Annotated in this window: 14 protein-coding genes; 8 read left to right on the forward strand and 6 right to left on the reverse strand. The window is 69.0% G+C overall.

Going from position 1 to position 15,411, the window contains the following annotated elements:
* Window positions 1-140 precede the first annotated feature (140 nt).
* Window positions 141-380 carry a DNA-directed RNA polymerase subunit omega gene (rpoZ, locus tag D7Y15_RS37425; protein WP_120576017.1) on the forward strand — a complete coding sequence of 80 codons (240 nt, stop codon included), beginning with the start codon at window positions 141-143 and terminating at the stop codon, window positions 378-380.
* A 9-nt stretch (window positions 381-389) separates the two neighbouring features.
* Here the strand turns inward: rpoZ and D7Y15_RS37430 are convergent, their stop codons facing one another.
* From D7Y15_RS37430 to D7Y15_RS37440, 3 genes are read right to left on the reverse strand one after another with little or no spacing between them, the layout of a single operon-like run.
* Window positions 390-866 carry an NUDIX hydrolase gene (locus tag D7Y15_RS37430; protein ID WP_120576018.1) on the reverse strand — a complete coding sequence of 159 codons (477 nt, stop codon included), beginning with the start codon at window positions 864-866 and terminating at the stop codon, window positions 390-392.
* Window positions 867-904: 38 nt separating this feature from the next.
* Window positions 905-1,576, reverse strand: a complete 672-nt coding sequence (locus tag D7Y15_RS37435; RefSeq protein ID WP_120576019.1) for a hypothetical protein — start codon at window positions 1,574-1,576, stop codon at window positions 905-907.
* Complete coding sequence (locus D7Y15_RS37440) at window positions 1,566-2,165, reverse strand: hypothetical protein (protein WP_120600168.1); 600 nt, start codon at window positions 2,163-2,165, stop codon at window positions 1,566-1,568. Before D7Y15_RS37440 ends, D7Y15_RS37435 begins: the two co-directional genes overlap by 11 nt.
* 439 nt (window positions 2,166-2,604) lie before the next feature.
* Here D7Y15_RS37440 and groES point away from each other — a divergent pair, with 439 nt between their 5' ends.
* From groES to D7Y15_RS37470, 6 genes are all read left to right on the forward strand, one after another.
* A complete protein-coding gene (groES, locus tag D7Y15_RS37445) occupies window positions 2,605-2,895 on the forward strand; it encodes a co-chaperone GroES (protein WP_014395362.1) in 291 nt (96 codons plus the stop codon).
* Between the two features lie 47 nt (window positions 2,896-2,942).
* Window positions 2,943-4,598 (forward strand): chaperonin GroEL, encoded by a 1,656-nt coding sequence (gene groL / locus D7Y15_RS37450; protein ID WP_120576021.1) that lies wholly within the window; start codon window positions 2,943-2,945, stop codon window positions 4,596-4,598.
* A gap of 169 nt (window positions 4,599-4,767) precedes the next feature.
* A complete protein-coding gene (grxC, locus tag D7Y15_RS37455) occupies window positions 4,768-5,025 on the forward strand; it encodes a glutaredoxin 3 (protein WP_120564118.1) in 258 nt (85 codons plus the stop codon).
* A gap of 97 nt (window positions 5,026-5,122) precedes the next feature.
* Window positions 5,123-5,548 (forward strand): hypothetical protein, encoded by a 426-nt coding sequence (locus D7Y15_RS37460; protein WP_120576022.1) that lies wholly within the window; start codon window positions 5,123-5,125, stop codon window positions 5,546-5,548.
* 201 nt (window positions 5,549-5,749) lie between these two features.
* Window positions 5,750-7,132 (forward strand): sigma 54-interacting transcriptional regulator, encoded by a 1,383-nt coding sequence (locus tag D7Y15_RS37465; protein WP_121755558.1) that lies wholly within the window; start codon window positions 5,750-5,752, stop codon window positions 7,130-7,132.
* A gap of 47 nt (window positions 7,133-7,179) precedes the next feature.
* A complete protein-coding gene (locus D7Y15_RS37470; RefSeq protein WP_121755559.1) occupies window positions 7,180-8,388 on the forward strand; it encodes a hypothetical protein in 1,209 nt (402 codons plus the stop codon).
* A 101-nt stretch (window positions 8,389-8,489) separates the two neighbouring features.
* On the opposite strand, the gene smc is transcribed toward D7Y15_RS37470, so the two are convergent.
* The gene (gene smc, locus D7Y15_RS37475) at window positions 8,490-12,098 is read right to left on the reverse strand and encodes a chromosome segregation protein SMC (protein WP_121755560.1); all 3,609 of its coding nucleotides are present in this window, start codon (window positions 12,096-12,098) and stop codon (window positions 8,490-8,492) included.
* Window positions 12,099-12,458: 360 nt separating this feature from the next.
* On the opposite strand from smc, the gene D7Y15_RS37480 reads away from it, so the two are divergent.
* Window positions 12,459-13,115: a hypothetical protein gene (locus D7Y15_RS37480; protein ID WP_233596786.1), complete on the forward strand. Its 657-nt coding sequence runs from the start codon at window positions 12,459-12,461 to the stop codon at window positions 13,113-13,115.
* Between the two features lie 4 nt (window positions 13,116-13,119).
* Here D7Y15_RS37480 and D7Y15_RS37485 read toward each other — a convergent pair whose 3' ends face one another.
* A complete protein-coding gene (locus D7Y15_RS37485) occupies window positions 13,120-14,496 on the reverse strand; it encodes a hemolysin family protein (RefSeq protein WP_121755561.1) in 1,377 nt (458 codons plus the stop codon).
* An 11-nt stretch (window positions 14,497-14,507) separates the two neighbouring features.
* Entirely contained in the window at window positions 14,508-15,323 is an 816-nt protein-coding gene (locus D7Y15_RS37490) for a lipopolysaccharide assembly protein LapB (RefSeq protein WP_120576028.1), read from the reverse strand.
* Window positions 15,324-15,411 lie beyond the last annotated feature (88 nt).

Consider the following 15,411-nt stretch of genomic DNA (forward strand, 5'->3'; position numbering starts at 1 on the left):
GTGGAGGGCGGGCAGGGAGGCGGTGCCTGGCCAGGCCCCCGGTGGAGCTTCTGGCCCGCCATCCTTCCTTGACTGATCCGAACCCGCTCTTTAGGTTGAGAGGCTTCCACCGGCTCAGTCAGAGCCAAGAAGGATGTTCCATGGCCCGCGTTACCGTTGAAGACTGCCTTCCCTACGTGGACAACCGGTTCGCGCTGGTGCTCCTGGGCGCCAAGCGCGCGCGCCAGCTGATGGCCGGCGCCCGGCCCATCATCGAGACCTCGAAGAACAAGCCGCCCGTGCTCGCCCTGCGCGAGGTCGCCACCCAGCGCGTGAAGTTCGACCGCGACGTGCGCGAGGCGCTGTCCGGCAAGTACGTGGGCGAAGAAGGCAAGAAGTAGCCTTCCGACCTACCCCGGCTCCTTCCCCTCCATGGGGGGAGGAGCCCCGGGCGCCAGGCCCTGGGCGCGCATCCACCGCAGCGCCCGGCCGGCGACGGCCTTCTCACCCTTGTAGCCCAGCGCCGGAATCAGCCCCTCGAGCGGCATCCAGCGCACCTCGTCCACCTCCACGCGCGGCCCCGGCAGCGGCCCCAGCTCTCCCGCCTCGTAGCGGAAGAGGAAGAAGTGGACGCGCTTGAAGATGCGCTGCCCCCGGAACTGGTAGACGTAGCGGATCTCCCCCAGGGGCGCGAGCAGCGCCACTGCGGTGAGGCCCGTCTCCTCCTTCACCTCGCGCCGCGCGGTCTGCTCCGGCGTCTCGCCGGGGTCCACGTGGCCCTTGGGCAGCGCCCACAGGTGACGCCCGTGCGGACGGATGACGGCGACCTCCCAGGCCCCGTCCTGGAAGCGGATGACAATGCCTCCTGAGGACGCCTCGCGCGGCATGCCTCCACCCTACCCGATGCAGGCGGCGGCCGGGACCCTCAACCGCCGTGCGCGAAGTGGCGCAGCTTGGCCTCCGCCCCCAACCGGTAGGCATAACGCAGGTCGCCGAGGAGCCGGTCCAACCGCCGGCTCAGGACGTGCCCCATGAGCCGCGCGCAGAAGCGCCGGGACAGCCGGTTCGCCTCCTCGTAGCGCCAGCGCTCCTCCACGGACAGCAGGGGCTGGTACGCGACCTGGTCGAAGAGGCGCCCCAACAGCTCCCGCGCCCACCCGGCCACGCCCTCGCCCCAGCGGTGCATGAGGCACACGACGAACTTGTCCACCTCCGCCTGGGCCTCCAGCTCCAGCAGCGACACCGTGCGCTCATAGTGCGCCGTGTGCGCGACGTAGAGGAAGTGGCTGACCCCTTCGGTCACCTGGCAGTACCCGTCCAGGTCGCCCTCCAGCACGGAGCCCAGGGGGCTGCTCGCGTAGCGCTCCATGCGCTCGCGCAGGCCGGGGTCCAGGTAGAGCGCCACCTCCAGTTCGCCTCGGGCCTCCAGCACCAGCAGCTCCTCCGGCGCGCGCCCGGTGCCGCCCAGGAGCGCGGCGACCTCCGCGTCCACGACCACGAAGGCCTCCGCGCGGGCCTCGCATTTGAAGCCGTAGATGGCCTCCAGGTGGGCCTGGAGGCGCCCCACGAGCGGGAAGTCCCCGGCGTCAGTTGGCAAGTGGCCCCTTGCGCGGGATCCAGCCCGCGTCCACCAGCACGCGTTCCAGCTTGTCGTTGCCCGTGCGCACCCAGGACTCGTAGACGCGCAGCGCTCCCGCGGGCCCCGCGCTCACCAGGCCGCGCGCGCTGATCTCCTCCAGCACTTCCGCGAGCGAGCGGAACTTGTCGCACAGCTCGCGGTACACGCCGGTGAAGCCGCCCGCGGGCACCAGCTCCGCCACCTGCCCGTAGGCCGCGCCGCCCATCTGGATGTAGTAGTCCGGACCCACCATCCCCTGCTGCAGCGCGCCGGAGAAGAAGCCGACCTTGTAGAGCGACACGTCGCCCAGCCGCCGCAGCGTGCGGATGCGCTCCTCGCGCTCCTGCTGCAGCGAGCGGTGGTACAGCTCCGCCAGCGGCTCGTGGTCCCGCCGGCCCTCCGCGTCACGGACGAACAGCTTGTCCGTGGCCGCGAACTCCGCCAGCAGGTTCACCAGGTAGAACTCGGTGGACTCGCCCAGCGCCACCCGCTGCCGGGCCGCGACCTCCAAGAGGAGCTCCCGGAAGAACTCCTTCAGCGAGGAAGAGGACGTCACCAGTCCGCTCATCGAGCACACCTCCCGGATGAAGCCTGAAAGGCCTCCGGGCCGGCGCCCGGACCTTCCAGGACACGCTTCCGACAAGCGTAGCCATGTCGCAAGGCGTTAGCAAAACAGACCCAAGTCTTATCAAGCACTTACGCTGGCACTCGCCCGGGGCGAGTGCCAACGTCCGGACACCCCACACGGCCTGGCGGGCAGGTGTGACAGGTGGGAATGTTTTTCGGAAAAGCCCAATCAGGACGGGAGTTTAGCGGCATCCGGACAGATGTCCCGACGTCGCTTGACGAGGTGAAGTCCCTGGTTATTATCCGCCGCGCCTGGGCGTTAGCACTCAGTAGGTGCGAGTGCCAACGCCGGGGCCCACAGGACCTTTCAATCACCCCTGCGGCATCCCGGTCCGGACCTTCCGTCCGCCTCCGGCAGCCGCGATTCACAGGAGCAAGCCATGAAGATTCGTCCCCTGCAGGATCGGCTCATCATCAAGCGCGTCGCCGAGGAGAACAAGACCAAGGGCGGCCTCTTCATCCCCGACACGGCGAAGGAGAAGCCGCTCGAGGGCAAGGTGATCGCCGTCGGTAACGGCAAGGTGCTGGAGGACGGCAAGGTGCGCGCCATGGACATCAAGGCCGGCGACACCATCCTCTTCAGCAAGTACGCGGGCACGGAGATCAAGCTGGACGGCGAGGATCACCTGATCCTCCGCGAAGAGGACGTGCTGGGCATCATCGAGAAGTGAAGCCCGCCGTTCGTCTTCCCACTCACAACTTCTAGAGGTTTCAGACCATGGCGAAAGACATCATTTTCGAAGTGCGCGCGCGTGACGCGATCCTGCGCGGCGTGAACATCCTGGCCGACGCGGTCAAGGTGACCCTGGGGCCCAAGGGCCGCAACGTCGTCATCGAGAAGAGCTTCGGCTCCCCCACCATCACGAAGGACGGCGTGACGGTGGCGAAGGAAATCGAACTGGAGAACAAGTTCGAGAACATGGGCGCCCAGATGGTCAAGGAGGTCGCCTCCAAGACGTCTGACGTCGCGGGTGACGGCACCACCACGGCCACCGTGCTGGCGCAGGCCATCTTCCGCGAGGGCGCGAAGCTGGTCGCCGCGGGCCACAACCCGATGGACATCAAGCGCGGCATCGACAAGGCCGTCGCCGCCATCATCGCCGAGCTGAAGACGCTGGCGAAGCCGACCAAGGGCAACAAGGAGATCGCCCAGGTTGGCACCATCTCCGCGAACGGTGACACCACCATCGGCCAGATCATCGCGGACGCGATGGAGAAGGTCGGCAAGGAGGGCGTCATCACGGTGGAAGAGGCCAAGGGCCTGGACACCACCCTGGACGTCGTCGAGGGCATGCAGTTCGACCGCGGCTACCTGTCCCCGTACTTCGTGACGGATCCGGAGCGCATGGAGGTCGTGCTGAACGACCCCCTCATCCTCATCCACGAGAAGAAGATCTCGTCGATGAAGGACCTGCTCCCCATCCTGGAGCAGGTGGCGCGCGCCGGTAAGCCCCTGCTGATCATCGCCGAGGAGGTCGAGGGCGAGGCCCTGGCCACCCTGGTGGTGAACAAGATCCGCGGCGTGCTGAACGTGGCGGCGGTGAAGGCGCCGGGCTTCGGCGACCGCCGCAAGGCCATGCTGGAGGACATCGCGGTCCTCACCGGCGGCCGGATGATCGCCGAGGACCTGGGCATCAAGCTGGACACGCTGACGCTCCAGGACCTGGGCCGCGCGAAGCGCGTCACCATCGACAAGGACAACACCACGGTCGTCGACGGCGCGGGCAGCCAGTCGGAGATCGAGGCGCGCGTGAAGCAGATCCGCGCCCAGGTCGAGGAGACCTCCAGCGACTACGACCGTGAGAAGCTCCAGGAGCGCCTCGCGAAGCTCGTGGGCGGCGTGGCCGTCATCAACGTGGGCGCCGCGACCGAGACGGAGATGAAGGAGAAGAAGGCCCGCGTGGAAGACGCGCTCAACGCGACCCGCGCGGCCGTGGAAGAGGGCGTCGTTCCTGGCGGCGGCGTGGCGTACATCCGCTGCCTCAAGGCCCTGGACACCCTGAAGGTCGCCGACGGTGAGAAGTCCGGCGTGGACATCATCCGTCGCTCCGTCGAGGAGCCGCTGCGTCAGATCGTCGGCAACGGCGGCCTGGAGGGCAGCGTGGTGGTGAACAAGGTCAAGGAGGGCACGGGTCCCTTCGGCTTCAACGCCGCCACGGGCGTCTACGAGGACCTGCTGGCCGCGGGCGTCATCGACCCGGCCAAGGTGAGCCGCACCGCGCTGCAGAACGCGGCGTCGGTCGCCTCGCTGATGCTCACCACGGAGGCCATGGTCGCCGAGCGCCCGAAGGCGGACGACGACAAGGGCGGCGGCGGCGGTGGTGGCATGGGCGGGATGGGTGGCATGGGCGGCATGGGCGGCATGGGCATGTAGTCGCCCCACCCGTCCCCAAGCAGTCCAGGGGATGGACTTGATGGCCTCCGGCGCCCACCAGGGTTCCGGGGGCCGTCGTGTTTTCAAGGGACCAGGCACAAGGGAAGGCCCGTGGCCACCCGTGCAACGGCCCCTTAGGTTTGGCATCAAGAGAGCCAGGAGGAATTCCATGAAGCCCGTGAAGATCTACACGACGACCTACTGTGGCTTTTGCGTGCGCGCGAAGGACCTGCTCAAGCGCAAGGGCGTGGCCTACGAAGAGGTGGACGTCACCGGAGACGACGACGCCCGCACGAAGCTGGTGGAGATGAGCGGCGGTCAGCGCACCGTGCCGCAGATCTTCATCGGCGACACGCACGTGGGCGGCTACTCCGACATGGCCGCGCTCGACCGCGAGGGCAAGCTGGACCCCATGCTCCACGCTTGAGCAGCCAGGCGGCCGGGCCCCGTGCCCGGACGCCACCCGCGTTCCCCGTGCCTACCTTCTTCGCCAAGGCACTCACCCCTTTCACGGGAGGAACACCATGGCGGGCGGACAGGAAGTCACGGGGACCCGGGATGAACACCACGACCTCATCAGCACGCTCTACCACCTGCTCAAGGGCGCGTCGGTGAGCGCGCAGTACCTGCGCGACGCGGAGGCCGCGGGGGACCAGGAGCTGGCGCAGCTCTTCCGCGACTGGCAGGACGAGCAGCGCAACCTGGCCGAGCGCGCCAAGAACCTGCTGGGCACGCGCATGGTGAACGCGCAGGCCGGCACGGGCCGTGCGGCCACGTCGGGCGCGGAGCCCAAGAGCACGAAGCGCAGGACGAACGCGGAGGTGCCGACGCGCGAGGTGAAGGGCCCCACCAACGCGAGCGTGCGCTCCGGCGGAAGCCCCGGCGACGACGAAGTGGACGAGCAGTCCAAGGAGTCGTTCCCCGCGAGCGACGCACCCTCGAAGTACTGAGGCGGGGGGAAATCCGGAGGGCAGGCCCGACGTCCCTGGTTGGGGCGGCCGGGCCCCTTCTGTCTTCATCTTCAACGGACGTTTCCGCGTCTACTTGTTCCACTTGCCCCCTGTGTGCAGTCCCCCCTAAAGAGGCGGGATTGAGGGCGACGAGGGGTGTTTTTGCCCCCCACGCCCCGTTGCGACCAGGGGTCCGTGACCATGATTGACAGACCGGATGTCACCGAAACCGTCCACGCGGAGCGCGAGGCCCAGGCCACCCGCGTCCCCCTTCACGAGTGGACGGTGGAGGTGGTGGGCGGTCCGGACAAGGGCAAGAAGGTCACCACCCGGGACTCGCTGGTGCGCGCGGGCTCCGACGCCGCGGGCGACCTGGTGCTGAGCGACCCGACGGTGAGCCGCCGTCACCTGGAGGTGGAGCGGCTGCCGCAGGGGCTGCTGCTGCGCGACACCGGCAGCCGCAACGGCACGTTCCTGGACGGGCGCCGCATCATCCAGGCCTTCGTCGCCAGCGGCGACAAGGTGGAGCTGGGCAAGACGAAGCTGGTGGTGAAGGTGGCCGCCCGCGCGACGGAGGTGGAGGTCGCCGGCGCGGAGTCCTTCGGGCAGCTGGTGGGCAGCTCGGAGAAGATGCGCTGGGTCTTCACGGAGCTGCGCCGGATCGCTCGCGAGGACATGAACCTGCTCGTCGAGGGTGAGACGGGCACGGGCAAGGAGCTGGCCGCGCGGGCGGTGCACCAGCACTCGCTGCGCCGCCACGGCGCCTTCAAGGTCGTGGACTGCAACCTCATCTCCGAGGAGAAGGCGGAGCGCGAGCTGTTCGGCGGGCTGCGCGCCGGGGAGAACGAGGACAAGGGCGCGCGCGGCATCTTCGAGGCGGCGCGCGGCGGCACCCTCTTCCTGGACGAGGTGGGCGAGCTGCCCATGTCCGTGCAGGGCAAGCTCTTGCGCGTGCTGGAGACGCGCGAGGTGCCGTCGCTGGACGGGCAGCCGGTGGCGGTGGACGTGCGCGTCATCGCCTCCACGCACCGCAACCTGGAGGAGGATGTGCGCCAGGGCCGCTTCCGCGCGGACCTCTACTTCCGGCTCGCGGTGGCGCGCGTGAAGCTGCCGCCCCTGCGCACCCGCCGCGACGACATCCCCACGCTGTCGCAGGCCCTGTCGCGCGGCATGAAGGCCGCGCTGGAGCTGACGCCGCAGACGCTGGCCCTCTTCGAGGGCTACGACTGGCCAGGCAACGTGCGCGAGCTGCGCAACGTGCTGGAGCGCGGCGCGCTGATGCAGGAGACGGGCAACACCAGCTGGCTGGACTTCCTGGCGCACGCGCCCAAGCACGCGGAAGGCACGGAGCCCGCCACCAACGTGGCCGCCATCGTCACCGGCATGCCGTACCACGAAGCGAAGGACCGGGTGCTCGCGGACTTCGAGCGGCTGTACTTCGCGGAAGTCATGCGCGAGGTGGCCTTCGACATGAAGGCCGCGGAGCAGCGCACCGGCCTGTCCATGCAGAGCCTCTACCGCCTGTTGAAGAAGAACGGGCTCCGCCTCAAGGACCTCAAGAACGCCGAGGGCCTGGAGAAGTGAGCGCCCGACCGCAGTCCCAATCACCCCAACCGGGAGAAAGCCTCACCATGCTGAAGCGTCTCGCCGTCGCCTCCGTCATCCTCACCGCCGCCTGTGCCGGCCAGCAGAAGACCGAAGCCACCGAAGGTCAGAAGCAGATGACCAAGGAAGAGCGGCTGCGCATCACCAACCAGCCCCCCTTCGACCTGGCGACCTGCTTCCCGCACGAGCAGACCCTGCCCACCCCCGCCAACGAGGGTGTCCTCGTGGGCGCGCTCCTGAGCGTCCGTCCGGACGTGCTGGAGTGCCTGGTGGACCCCGCCAACCGCGGCCCCGCGGCCAGCACCAAGGTGATGGTGAAGTCCACCGTCAACGCGCAGGGCGCCACGCACGCCGTCTCCGGTGAGAACCTCACCCCGGCCGGCACGGCCTGCATCCAGCAGGTGCTGGACACGCACGTGAAGCCCGCGGCGCTGGCGGCGGACGCGAAGCCGGTGGAGGCCTCGTACGAGTACGACCACGCCACCGCCAACAACCCCTCCGTCACCATGGGCATCAACGAGGGCTCGGACTTCTCCGGCACGGTGCGCCTGGCCCAGAAGAGCTGGTGTGACTGCTTCGCCGGCTTCAAGGCGTCCACGCCGCCGGTGCTGGCCGCCGACATCCACATCGTGAAGGGTCAGCCCAACCCGACGGAGGTCGTCTTCAAGCCCTCCGGCAGCACGGAAGGCGACCAACTGGCGTCCTGCATGCAGGCGAAGATCGCCGCCATGCCCGCGACGACGACGGGCGAGCTGAAGTTCCCCTTCCGCTTCGTGTTCTTCAACTCGCAGGCCCCGGTGGAGGCCTCCACGACCATGCCGCCGGAGCTGCGCTTCTTCCAGCTGGAGCTGGCGCGCACCCAGACGGCCGCCGCGTCCGCCATCGCCTTCGGCGCGCGCACCAACGCGGCGGACACGTATGACGCCGTCGTTCAGAAGTACACCAAGACGAAGGACTACAAGCTCTTCGACGAGCTGTCCTCCAAGTGCCAGGCGCTGGTGGACTCCGCCGGCAAGTGGGTGGACGCGCTCAAGGCGCAGGAGACGGTGGACCAGACGACCCTGACGCTGGTGCAGCAGCTCAAGGCCCAGAAGGAAGACTGGGCCCCGGTGGAGACCGCCAGCCAGGAGGCCCTGGCCAACACCCAGAAGGACCTCTCCGCCGCCCAGCAGCGTCTGGCCGCGGACCAGGGCGCCTGCCCGAAGAAGAGCTACGCGCCGACGAAGAAGAAGTAGTCCTTCGACGTTGAGCCGCTGAAATGACAACGGGCGCTCCGGGGAACATCCCGGGGCGCCCGTCTTCTTTTCAGCGACCAGCCCTGCCCTGCCCCGCGCCCTTAAGACGCGGCGGGGACCTTGTCGTCGTTGTGCGCGGAGGCCTCGCGCATCTTCACGCTGACGAGCTTGGAGATGCCGGGCTCCTCCATGGTGACGCCGTAGAGCGTGTCGGCGATCTCCATGGTGCGCTTGTTGTGGGTGATGAGGATGAACTGCGACTGGCTGCTCATCTCCTTCACCATGTCGTTGTAGCGGCCCACGTTGCCCTCATCCAGCGGGGCGTCGACCTCGTCCAGGAGGCAGAAGGGGGTGGGCTTGATGAGGAAGATGCCGAAGATGAGCGCCACGGCGGTGAGGGCCTTCTCGCCACCGGAGAGCAGGTTGACGCTCTGGAGCTTCTTGCCCGGCGGCTGGGCGACAATCTCCACGCCCGGCTCACCGTTGGGGCCCTCCTGCGTGAGGATGAGGCTGGCGCGGCCACCGCCGAACAGGCGCGGGAAGATGGCCTGGAACTTGTCGTTCACCACGTCGAAGGTCTGCTTGAAGCGCTCGCGGCTCGTCGCGTCGATGCGGACGATGGCTTCCTTCAGCTGGCTGATGGACGCCAGGAGGTCCTGACGCTGGGTGGAGAGGAACTCGAAGCGCTTGGACAGCTCCGCGTGCTCGTCGATGGCGGTGAGGTTGATCTCCCCCATCTTCTCCACCTGCGCGCGCAGGTCCTTGAGCTCGCTCTCCACTTCCGGCGAGAGCGGCGCCAGCAGGTGGTAGTTGTGCAGCTCCGTGGCCAGCTCCAGCTGGTAGCGCTCGCGGATGCCGGCGGCCAGGTGCTCCAGCTCCAGGCCAATCTCCTTCTCGCGCAGGGTGATTTGCGACAGGCCCTGCATGAGCTCGTCCAGCCGGCCGCGCAGCTCGCGGAAGGAGGTGTCCTGCTCGCGCACTTCCGTGGTGGCGGTGGTGTGCGCGGTGCGGCGGGCCTCCAGGGCCTCCGCGCCCACGCGGTGCTCCTCCGCCCGCTGCTCCTTGGTGGACTCCAGCTCCGCGAGCCGGCCCTGCAGCTGCTCCACCTTGGTGCGGCCGTCCGTCACCGTGGCCTGCAGGCGGCTGACGCGCGACTCCATGTCCCGGCGCTGCGCCACCAGGCTCTCCAGCTCCTTGCGCGCGGACTCACCGCGCTCGCTGCCGGCGGCCACCTTCACGCGCAGGCCCATCAGGTTCGAGGACGCGGTGTCCGCGCGCTGGCGCAGCCCCTCCAGCTCCCCGGCGTACTGGCGCACGCGCTCCTCGCGCGCCTCGCGGTCCGCCTGACCGTGGGCGACCTCGCCGCGGCTGGACTCCTCCTCGTTGGTGAGCGCGGTGTGGCTCTGCGACAGCTGGCCCTCCTCGCCCTCCAGCGAGCGCAGCCGCTCGCGCACCCGGGCCAGGTCCTCGCTCGCCTTGTGGAGGTCCTTCTCCTGGCTGGCCAGGTTGACCTCCTCCGCGTGCTGCTCCTTGCCCAGGCCCTTGAGGACGGCCTCCGCCTGCCCCATCTGCTTCTGGAGCGTGTAGTGGCGGGTCAAAATCTCGTTGTAGCGCTCCTCCACCCGGGCCACTTCGGCCGCCAGCTCGGCGATTTCGCGCTTCTTCTGGAGCGCGCCCACCGCCGCGCCCTCGCGCTCACCGCCGGTGATGGAGCCGTCCGCGCGGAACACCTCGCCGTCCAGCGTGACGAGCGTGACGGGCACGGGGGTGGTTTCCGCGTACTCGCTCGCGGCGGCCATGTCCTGGACGATGACCACGTCGCCCAGGAGCAGCTTGAGCACCGGCTCCAGCGCGGGCTCGCAGGACACTTCCTTGAGCGCGTGCGCCAGGACGCCCGGGCGCGAGAGGTCCGGCTCCACGTACGCCCGGGCCTGCTCGCCGGAGGGCACCGGCAGGAAGGTGCCGCGCCCTTCCGCGTGGCCCTTCAGGTACTCCACCAGCTCCACGCCCTTCTCGCGGCTGTCCACGATGACGTGCTGGAGCCGCTCGCCCAGGGCGGCCTCCACCGCGCGCTCGTAGCGCGCCGAATTCACCGTGAGGACGTCCGCCACCAGGCCGAAGATGCCCTGCTCGCGAGCGGCCTCCGCGGCGCGCACCATGACGGCGCGCACGCCCCGGTCGAAGCCGTCGTAGTTCTTCTGGATGTCCTCCAGGGAGGACAGGCGGCTGCGCTTGTCGCTCAGCTCCTCGCGCAGCGCGATGACCTGGACCTCGTTCTCCGTGAAGGCCTCGCGCGTGCGGGTGAGGGCCTCTTCTTCCTGGCCCCGGCGCTCGGCCAATTCGGAGGCCAGGTGGCGCGTGTCCTCCACGTGCCTGGCCGCCTGGGTGCGCACGGTGTCCAGCTCCTGCTCCTGGACGCGCAGGGCCTCCAGCTCACCGCCCAGCTTCGCGCGGCGCGCCTCCAGGTCCGTGCGCTGGCGCGCGAGGTTGACCAGGTTGCTCTCGTGGTTCGCCAGGCGCGTGGCCACGGCGACCAGCCCGGCCCGCTCCTGCTCCAGGCGCAGGGAGATTTCCGTCTGGAGCACGGAGACGCGGCGCTGCTCCTCCAGGGCCACCGCCATGGCCACTTCGTCTTCCTTGTACGAGCCGGCGATGCCCGACAGCTCCGCCTCGCGGGCCGTCATGGTCCGCACGACTTCGGCCTGCCGCGCGAGCAGCGCGTCCAGCTCCGCCTGCGCGGACTCCACGCGCGCGCCGGTTTCCTCGAAGTCGCGGCGGCCGTAGGACAGCTCCTGCGCCTCGCGCTGCAGGGCGCTCTCCAGCGCGTGCACCTCTCCGGCGTACTGCTGGAGGGCCGCCCCTTCCGCGTCCAGCTCCGCGCGGCGCCGGGTGATGACCTCCTCCAGCTCCTTCACCTTGTCCAGGCCCTCGCGCTCCTCGCCGCCCAGGTTCTCCAGGCGAGACTGGAGCACGCGCTTCTCCGCCATCAGCTCCAGCGAGCGGTGGCTGGTGGAGTGCAAATCAATCTCCCGCATGCGCGCCTTGAGCTTGCGGTACTTCTCCGCCTTCTTCGCCTGGCGCGACAGCGTGTCGAGCCGCTTCTCCAGCTCGCCCGTGATGTCGTTGACGCGCAGGAGGTTGGCCTCGGTGGCCTCCATCTTGCGCTCGGCGGCCTTGCGGCGGGCCTTGTACTTGGTGACGCCCGCAGCCTCTTCCAGCAGGTGCCGGCGGTCCTCCGGCTTGCTGGAGACGATGAGGCCCACGCGGCCCTGCTCGATGATGGAGTAGGCCTTGGTGCCCACGCCCGTGCCGAGGAACAGCTCGGTGATGTCCAGCAGGCGGCAGAGCGTCTTGTTGATGAGGTATTCGGAGTCGCCGTTGCGGAACAGCCGGCGCGTCACGGTGATCTCGCTGAAGCCCTGGTACTGCGGCGCCAGCGTGTCCGTGTCGTCCACGAGGAAGGTGAGCGACACCTCCGCCATGGACAGGGGCGGCTTGTTCTCCGAGCCGTTGAAGATGACGTCTTCCATGCCGCGGCCGCGCAGGTTCTTCGCGCTCTGCTCGCCCATCACCCAGCGGATGGCGTCCACGACGTTGGATTTGCCACACCCATTGGGGCCGACGACCCCGGTGACGCCCTCGTCGAAGGAGAAGACGCTCCGCTCCATGAACGACTTGAAGCCGGTGATGTCCAGGCGCTTGATTCGCATGCCAGCGGGCTCCCTACAGGCCGACGGTGAGACGGGGTGAAAACGCGCGCGGGGCCGGAAAATCGGCTCCGCAGCGTTTGGCAGGAGTACCAACGCACCCCGCCCCGGATCAAGCGTGACCATGCCACGCATGACCCTATGTGCAGTGCTACAGGTTGGTGTGCGAGCGGCCTTGCACCACCCTTGCAAAGCAACCGACCCACCCTACCTTCCTCTTGATCTTTCTGGAGGCGTCCTACGTTTCAGCCCTTGCTCGCCATGTCGCTCCTCGTCGGTGCGGCCCCGACGTCCCAGGTAGCACCCCGGTCTGACATGGTCGTGGCGGCGGCGCCGGCCCCCTGTCCGAACCCCTGGTTTCCCATGGAGGAAGGCCTGTCGCTGACCTACCGGGCGGGCCGCTCGTCGGAGCTGGTGCTGGCGACGAAGGACGTCGCCCCCGCCGCGGACGGGACGGTGAAGGCCACGCTGGCGGTGAGCCTCAAGGGGCGCAGCGGCCAGACGGACCTGACCTGCGACTCCGAAGGCGTGCGCACGGGCCTGGGCGGCCTGGAGGGCACGCTCCTGTCCGCGTCCGGCATGGACGTTCAAGTCGTGAACGCGGAGGGCGCGGCCGTGCCGGCGCCGTCCGTGATGGTCCTCGGGGGCACCTGGAAGAACAGCCTGTCGGTGAAGCTCCAGCCGCCGGCCAGGAAGGGCGGCCTGCGCCCCATCATCGCCACGACCTTCGACAAGGAGGCCACGGTGGTGGGCGAGGAGGAGGTCACCGTCGCGGCGGGCACCTTCAAGGCGCTGAAGATCAAGAACATCACCACGGCGCGCGCCAGCCGCCCCGGCTCGGAGGGGCGCTCCATGGAGAGCTTCATGTGGTTCGCGCCGGACGTGGGCATCGTGAAGCTGACCACGGACGGAGAAACGAACCTGGAGCTGCTCAAGGTGGACCGGCCGAACGCCAAGGTGAAGCCGGCGGCCATCCAGGGCGGCGCGAAGAAGAAGGCCGTGAAGCCCACCAAGAGCTAGCGCTTCACCCCGTCTCGCCGGAGGGCACGGGCGGCTCCGTGGGGCGGCTGCCGTCCTTGGGCACCGCCGTGGGGCGCGACTGCGGCTCCACCGTGACACGCACCACGCGGGGGCCGTCCACCTCCTCCACGAGGATGCGCCACATGTCGAGCTTGAGGCTGTCGCCCTTCTCCGGCACCCGGCCCAGCTTCGTCATCAGGTAGCCGGCGATGGTCGTCACCTCGCCCTTCTCGTCGTCGCTCAGGTCGAAGGTGACGTCCAGCTGGGCCTCCAGGTCGTCCAGCTGCGCGGTGCCGGGCAGCTCGAAGCGGCCTCCCGGCAGCGCCCGGACCTCCTCCACGCGCCGTCCCAGCTCCGCCACGTCGCCCACCACCTCCGCCACCACGTCCGCGATGGTCACGAGCCCGGACGTGCCGCCGTGCTCGTCCACCACCATGGCGATCTGCCGGCGCCGGCGGCGGAACTCCGTCAGGAGCTGCTCCAGCGTCGCGTTCTCCGGGATGAAGAGCACCGGGCGCTGCACCTGGGACAGGCTGCGCAGCTCGCCGCGCGACAGGAGGAAGAACAGGTCCTTCACGTTCACCACGCCCTCGACCTCGTCGAGGTTGCCCCGGCACACCGGCAGCCACGTGTGCCCGGACGCCCGCGCGTCGATGACGTTCCTGTCCAGCGCCTCCTCCACGTCCAGGTAGCGCATCTGGTTGCGGGGCACCATCACCTGCCGCGCCGTCTTCTGCGCCATCTCCAGCGCGCGCTCCAGCAGCTCCGCCCGCGCCGTGGTGATGGCGCCGGCCTGCGCGGAGCTGTGCAGGATGACGCGCAGCTCGTCCTCGTTCGTCGCCTCGTGCGACTCACTGGCGGAGTGCAGGCCGAAGGCCTTGAGCACCAGCCCCGCCAGCCAGTTGAGCAGCCGGATGGCCGGGTAGAAGAGGAAGTAGAACGCGCGCATGGGCAGCGCCACCGCGAGCGTCGTCTGCTCCGCGCGCTGGATGGCGACGCTCTTGGGCGCCAGCTCCCCCAACACGATGTGCAGGAACGTGATGATGCTGAAGCCGATGATGCCCGCCGCGGTGGAGCCGTACTTCGCCGCCATCGCCTCCGGCAGCACCTTCTCCACCACCGGGTGCAGCAGGTGTTCGAACGCGGGCTCACCCAGCCAGCCCAGGCCCAGCGACGCGAGCGTGATGCCGAACTGCGTGGCGGACAGGTACGCGTCCAGCTCGCTCACCATCTTGAGGGCCGTGGACGCGCCGGGCGTGCCCTCGTCCACCAGGGACTGCAGGCGCGTGGCGCGGATCTTCACGATGGCGAACTCCGTCGCCACGAAGAAACCGTTCGCGACGACCAGCAGCAGCGCCAGCCCCAGGAAAACCCATTCCATGTGTGATTCCCTCAGAAGAGGGCTTCGAAGTCCGGATCGCCCTTGAGCACGTCGAACATGGGGTCCGCGGACAGCCACCCCAGGACCTTCTGCCGGTCCGCCGCCAGCGCCTTTTGCAGGTACTGGACAGCGTCCTTCGGACGGCCCCACAGCGCGTACAGCGCCGCCAGGTTGTAGTTGAGCAGGAGGTCTTCCGCGTTGAGCGCCCGGGCGCGCTCGTAGGCGCGCTCCGCTTCCGCGTAGAAGCCCTTCTGGGCGTAGCAGATGCCCAGATCCAGCTGCGCCTCGAAGTTGTCCGGCTCCAGCCGCACCACTTCCTTCAGCTGGGTGATGGAGGAGCGGTAGTCCCCCTCATCCATCATCAGCGCCGCCAGCTCGTGCCGGGGGAAGGCGTCCTGCGGGTCCAGCTCGATGGCGGCCTGCAGCTCCCGCATCGCCTCCTCCACCCGCCCCTGGTCCGCGTAGGTGAGCCCCAGGTTCAAGTGGGCGTCCGGGTACTCCGGATCCAGCTCGATGGCTTCCTTGTACTCCTCCACGGCCATCTCGCTGGCGTGGGTGGAGAGGAAGCAGGCCAGGTTGTAGTGCGCGGTGGCGCTCTCCGGCTCCAGCTTGAGCGCGGTGAGGTACTCGCCCAGCGCCTCGCGGAACTGCTTCTTCTCCGCGTAGACCGTGGCCAGGTTGTCGTGCGCGTGCGCCGACGTGGGGTCCAAGTCGATGGCCTTCTTGAACTCCTTGACGGCCTCGTCCAGCCAGCCCCGGTCCGCCAGCTCGATGCCGCGGGTGTTGTGCTCATCGGACAGAGCGATGTTGTCCTTTTCCCGGGCCATGGGCGCGCGGCAATCTACGCGTCGCGCGTTTCCCCGTGCAAGGTAGAGTTTCCCCTTGCCCATGCGCCACGCCGCCCTGCTGCTCCTG

The sequence above is a fragment of the Corallococcus sp. AB030 genome, assembly GCF_003668965.1.
GTDB lineage: Bacteria > Myxococcota > Myxococcia > Myxococcales > Myxococcaceae > Corallococcus > Corallococcus exiguus.

Bases quoted from the DNA above. Each gene is read 5' to 3' on its own strand.
- rpoZ (WP_120576017.1), top strand. From the start codon at position 141: ATGGCCCGCGTTACCGTTGAAGACTGCCTTCCCTACGTGGACAACCGG.
- D7Y15_RS37465 (WP_121755558.1), top strand. From the start codon at position 5,750: ATGATTGACAGACCGGATGTCACCGAAACCGTCCACGCGGAGCGCGAG.
- groL (WP_120576021.1), top strand. From the start codon at position 2,943: ATGGCGAAAGACATCATTTTCGAAGTGCGCGCGCGTGACGCGATCCTG.
- D7Y15_RS37490 (WP_120576028.1), bottom strand. From the start codon at position 15,323: ATGGCCCGGGAAAAGGACAACATCGCTCTGTCCGATGAGCACAACACC.
- D7Y15_RS37430 (WP_120576018.1), bottom strand. From the start codon at position 866: ATGCCGCGCGAGGCGTCCTCAGGAGGCATTGTCATCCGCTTCCAGGAC.
- smc (WP_121755560.1), bottom strand. From the start codon at position 12,098: ATGCGAATCAAGCGCCTGGACATCACCGGCTTCAAGTCGTTCATGGAG.
- D7Y15_RS37480 (WP_233596786.1), top strand. From the start codon at position 12,459: ATGGAGGAAGGCCTGTCGCTGACCTACCGGGCGGGCCGCTCGTCGGAG.
- groES (WP_014395362.1), top strand. From the start codon at position 2,605: ATGAAGATTCGTCCCCTGCAGGATCGGCTCATCATCAAGCGCGTCGCC.
- D7Y15_RS37470 (WP_121755559.1), top strand. From the start codon at position 7,180: ATGCTGAAGCGTCTCGCCGTCGCCTCCGTCATCCTCACCGCCGCCTGT.
- D7Y15_RS37460 (WP_120576022.1), top strand. From the start codon at position 5,123: ATGGCGGGCGGACAGGAAGTCACGGGGACCCGGGATGAACACCACGAC.
- grxC (WP_120564118.1), top strand. From the start codon at position 4,768: ATGAAGCCCGTGAAGATCTACACGACGACCTACTGTGGCTTTTGCGTG.
- D7Y15_RS37440 (WP_120600168.1), bottom strand. From the start codon at position 2,165: ATGAGCGGACTGGTGACGTCCTCTTCCTCGCTGAAGGAGTTCTTCCGG.
- D7Y15_RS37485 (WP_121755561.1), bottom strand. From the start codon at position 14,496: ATGGAATGGGTTTTCCTGGGGCTGGCGCTGCTGCTGGTCGTCGCGAAC.